The organism is Okeania sp. SIO1H4, from assembly GCF_010672695.1.
In the GTDB taxonomy this organism is placed as follows: Bacteria; Cyanobacteriota; Cyanobacteriia; order Cyanobacteriales; family Microcoleaceae; genus Okeania; species Okeania hirsuta.
Genome location: NZ_JAAHGB010000140.1, coordinates 1 through 5,460 on the forward strand (window position 1 = coordinate 1; position 5,460 = coordinate 5,460).

The 5,460-nt window shown below is 34.1% G+C and carries 2 protein-coding genes; both read left to right on the forward strand.

What is annotated here, in order from left to right; all coding sequences use genetic code 11:
* The first annotated feature begins 975 nt into the window (after positions 1 to 975).
* A complete protein-coding gene (locus F6K06_RS32985) occupies positions 976 to 2,433 on the forward strand; it encodes a glycosyltransferase family 39 protein (RefSeq protein WP_124147581.1) in 1,458 nt (485 codons plus the stop codon).
* A 911-nt stretch (positions 2,434 to 3,344) separates the two neighbouring features.
* Positions 3,345 to 4,259, forward strand: a complete 915-nt coding sequence (locus F6K06_RS32990; RefSeq protein WP_287245162.1) for a YbhN family protein — start codon at positions 3,345 to 3,347, stop codon at positions 4,257 to 4,259.
* Positions 4,260 to 5,460 lie beyond the last annotated feature (1,201 nt).

Sequence of the window (5,460 nt, forward strand, 5' to 3'; positions counted from 1 at the left end):
ATAGAGAGAAAAGTAGCGTTAGCGTCAAATGTGAACATACAATATCTGGCGTGAAGAGATATAATGCAGGGAGAGGATTGTATCGAAATCACATTAAAGATGCGCGACGATCGCTTCATGTTCACTGCGGCTGGACTCTGGAATTTCTACTTAATGGTAGCATAGTTTAATCAGTGAAAACCAGAATTTTCCCATTTCACTTTAAGGTTTTATTTCGCGACAAGTCTAATTAAGGTGGGCAAATGTGAGTTGATTGATGATCTGTATCTATAGTTAAAAATTTGCTCATTTTACTACTATGAAACTGCAATACTAATATGATAATATAAAATAAAAAAAATATTGTTCCACCTTAAACCTTATGTGTGCTGGATGATTCTCTAGAGGAATAGTATTTTTTATGGCTGGAATCCTGAGAGATAATTGGCAGCAAGTTAGAGAAAGGGGTAATTTATTTGATGATCGCTTTTGTTGTTATAATTATGGCTAATGTCTAGTCAGGAGGACTCTGGAGAAACTATATTATGTCCCCTGATATCGTTATGTGTAAAATCAAAGTGTGAATATCTACAGGAAATTTAAGTTTTTCAAGCTTTTAAGCCTTCTTCCCTCTTGCTTTTTCCTTAACTTCACGCTGACAATACCGATACTACCGGACATGATATTTTTATAAAAAATCCTACACATTCGGACATGATATAATCAGATAGATAATAATTTTTGAAGCTTTCAATATAGCTAATTTATCATTTTCTTTGTGGGTTTAATACCCCACCGTCTACACGGTGTTCAAAATTACTTGGGGTGAGAATCCCCATGTAATTTTCCTCCTGTCTCCTGTCTCCTGTCTCCTGTCTCCTTCTTCAATATCTGAGAATATCAATAGCCTCTATCAGTTAAGGGGCACTTGTATAAGTGTAACATACTTTTTAATAAATTGTATGACCTAAATTTTGAAGCCAGGAAATATAGTTTATGCTCAATGCTTTTCAAAGGTTTATTTACCCTATTAAACAAAAAGGAATATTTCCTATTTTATTGATTCTTCTCTTAGGGTGTTTTTTGTACTTTTACAGAGTAAATTTCCGAGGTCTATGGATAGATGAATTTATCAGTGTTTTAGATGGGCGCAAGGTGTCTTTTAATAAAGGCAGGCTACTCTACTATGCTCTTTTAAATCCATGGATGAAGATTTCTGATAATGAGGTATGGTTAAGAGTTCCAGCTATTATTTTTGCACTGTTATCTGTATATATAATTTATAGATTAGGTAATGACTTTTTTAGCAAAAAAGTTGGTCTTCTTGCAGCATTTTTACTAACTATTTCTCCATTATTTATTAATCATGCTCAAGAAATTAGATACTATACAATGAGTGTTTGCCTAGGGCTTTGTGGCTGTCTTGGTCTTGGACATTCTCTGAAGTACCCAGATCAAAAACTTCCACGATTCATATGGGTTGTTGGTAGAATTTTATCCTTTTACACTACACCTTTAAATGCAGCTTTTTTGCTACCAGATATTCTGATTTTATGGCTTAAGTTTAAGTTTAAAATTTCTAGATTAATCAGTTATCTCGTTCTATATTTAACAATCATTATTGCTAGTATTCCTGTAGCTATTTCTGTGAAAAGTGATTCAGGATCGCACCGAGTGATGTTACCAACTCCTGGTGTGAGAGAAATCTTCCGAGAGCTAAGAATAATGACTGTGTTTGCTCATCCACCACCGCTACCTTATATACCATTATTGATTCAAGTTGTAACTTTAATTATTGCTACAGTTATTCTTGTAGCAATAATTCAAAAACCTCGCACTCAAGAAGTTATATGGGTAGCTTTATGGGGAATTATACCTGCTGCATCTATTTTTGTTTTTTCTAATATATTTTACTCGATATGGAACAGTCGTTACCTAATAATCTCTCAGCCATACTTTATACTACTTGTGGCAATTGGTTTTTTTAAGGTTTTCGATTGGCAAAAAATAATTGGATTAGTGCTGGCCGTAATATATATGTTGACCGTTAGTTTAGGTTTAGTAACTTATTATACAAGTTCAAAGCGATACATGGGAGCATCAGACCACTACAGACCAGTAGCACAATTGATTGAAAGTCAAGATAGAGATGGTGATATTATCATTTACTCTACAGGTCATGGCACTTCTTTTACTCTGACTTACTATTATCGAGGTTCTGCACCTATATATTTCTATAAGAGGGAAAAAACAGATAAATCAAATTTTCCTGCCCATTTAAAAAATTGGGTTGAAAGTTTACCTCCTACAGACTCGCGTATCTGGTTTATCTATTACGGAGGAGATATGAACATTTTTAAGTCTGTATTTGCAGATCAATTTACAATTGAATCACAGGAAATTATTGGTAATGCAAATATATTATTATTGACTCCTAAGTTGGATAAAAAATGACTACTAGGATATTAATATCTGGACAAGAAACAAATAAACTTCCCAAGAATTAAGCGATGAGATCGTCTTTATAAAGCAAAGACTAAGAATGCTAGAGCACTTAATCTTAAGTCTGTTCGGTGGGTTATTGTGGGCATTTAAGAGTTTGCTAAGTAAGAATAATTTATTGCTGCCTTTTTCCTAGGTCATTCTAATGCAAATATGTTGAGTTAAAACCCTGCTTACACAAAAATTTAATATTCTTTTAACAAAAAGTCCTTGAGTACTTAGCTATAAGCTTTGAGAAAAGACTTTTAATTTTAGCTCAATTTATCAATTTTTTGGAGGAATTAAAAGCAATATCTTTCGACTTATAGCTGACTGCTGAATACTTACTTATACCAATTTGAAAAAAGAATGTTACGAATAATAAGTTTGATTAAAAGATAAGTACAGGAAATGTCCCTTTGACAAAGTGGTGGAACCCTGGGACGATGCCAGTCGCAAGCGGTCAAGCAATGGCGTTTTGCTCCGAAAATTTAAAGCATTAGCGTTTGTGCAGCATTCCCATAGGAAAGCTCCTCCGGAGGAGGAAAGAGGCAGCGGGTCTGTCACTCTTCGGGTCTCCTCGCTGGGCGACCATCGAACAACAGAGGGGCCAGACCCCGCGTCGGCATCAGAAGCAAGGGAATGCTGACCAAGAGAGGGAACCTCCACCAAGAGAAAAAGAGAATTTATGACCTAAAAATTGGTATTGAAGCCATTCATTCTGTATGTCGCCAATCCGATGGCTCCCCTAACTGACTCGATACTTCTGACTCCATAGAAATACCCTAGCTATTTGTAGCAAACATTTATCAATTTGGTATTAGACAGTTTAGAGAGGAAAGACAAAGAGTTAGCAATTATTCAACAAATCAGTATTATTTTTTATGAAAAAAGTTTTATCAAGGTTGAAACCCTATCTGGCGTGGATTATTTTAGGAGTAACTTTATTTTTTCTAACTAAAACTCTCAAAGACCAATGGCAACAAGTACTAGAAATTAGAATTAGTGATTCTGGGTGGGTAAGTTTAGGAACTGCTTTTATCGTCACAATAATAGCTCATTTATGGTCTGGATGGGTATGGTTTTGGATTATTAAAGAATTCAATCAATCAGTTAATCTAAGATGGACTATTAGAGTATATCTCCTCACAAATGTTGCCAAGTATTTACCAGGAAATATATGGCATTTTTATGGTCGGATTTCTTCAATAAAACAGGCGGGAGTACCCGTTGAAATTGCACTTTTCACTGTGTTGATAGAACCGCTTTTAATGGCTGATGCAGCTTTAGCTATTGCTTTATTTGCTTCCACTCAAGAAAGTTTGTTTTTACAATTTTTGTGTTTTTTTGTAGTCATTTTTATTCTTCATCCACGAATTTTAAACCCGGTAATTAAATATTTAGCTAAACTAAAATTAACAGTTAAAAAATCTGATTCATATCTACATACTGAATTAAAATTAGTACGCTATCCAATTAAGCCTTTTTTCGGAGAAATTTGTTTCATTTTGCTTCGAGGTTCTGGATTTTTGTTGACTATGTTGGCGTTCAATTCTATTGAATTTAATCAAGTTTTATTAATAATTAGTGTCTTTAGTTTAGCATGGCTATTAGGTTTAGTTGTGCCAGGGGCGCCTGGAGGTGTTGGGGTATTTGAAGCAACTGCTTTGGCTTTACTGGAGCAAAAATTTTCCCCTGGTATTGTGTTAAGTGCTGTTGCGTTTTATCGCTTTATTAGTGTTTTAGCTGAAACTTTTGCTGCTGCTTTAGCTTGGTTGGATCAACAAAATCAACAGTAAAAGGAGGAAGCAAGAAGCAAGAAACAAGAAGGAAAAATAAAGGTTGATTATTAATATTTCCTGATTTTAGATACTCTATAAGTCAACAGTAGTAATGAAAATTGCTATACAATTAATTTTGCTGATACCAATTAAATGTCAAGTTGCATAGAATAAACTTAAATATTTCTCTGCTTTTAAAAGTTCTAGTTATAGCACTATGCAAAAACCCTCTTGACATTATTGAAAAGCAGCAATCTTCAAAATCTCATGGGTGCATCTCAGTATTTGCAAAAATACTTTTTTCCTATCTATTCCCTGTTGCCTGTTGCCTGTTGCCTAAAAGCCAAAAAATTATGGCTTTATTCAAAATTGAGATGCACTCAATCTCATACTATTTCAAAATCCTTAATTCTCTGTTTCATCTACTTCTTGATAATTGCCGTTGCTCATCTTCTCAAAATTAGTCGTGAAACGCCTGAAATTTATAGCTAAAAAGCGACAGCTCTCAATAAATGTTGCTGCCATGATTCTCAATAAATATCAAATTAATACAGCAGTTTTCGAGTCGATCAGGTAAGTAGGTTGCCCTAAATAAACGTTAAAAAGATAAATCATTTTGTATCTCTATGTTTAAGCAATTAGAGTTAAATTTATATTGCTTTAATTGATATTTTTTAGCAGAACTCCTTTCTTGTTCTCGTTCTCGAGGGAATTTTTTGGTCACGAGTCAACCTTGAAAGTTCTTGCTCTTCTGATTCTGTTAGCTGAATTTTGAGACTGGCTGACATATAGCGATCGCTCTTTTTTAACTACTTTATCGGTACTTTGGCAAAAAATATGTTAAGAACAGGATCAAACCCTTATATAGTCTAGGTTTTACATTTAATCAACCTTTTTCCTGATATATCTAGGTTTGAGCCATTTTTAGCCAGAGCAACGTATTTCCCTTACCGAAAAATTGTGGTTTAAAGCCTCCTCTTTTCAGGGGATAATAAAGAAAAATTTTCATGATTAGTCAATCCTCTTCTTTTCAAGGAGAGGTAATAATTAATAATTAATTATTAATTATTAATTATTAATTGTTAAACCCTACTAGTGCAGGATGGCAGAAATAAGTGACCAGTAGAAGCAATGCCTTCTTCCTGAGATAGAATACTCAGAAGTGTGATCGCGATCGTAAAATAAATGGTCAATAGCCAAGCTAAAAATGATCGGCATT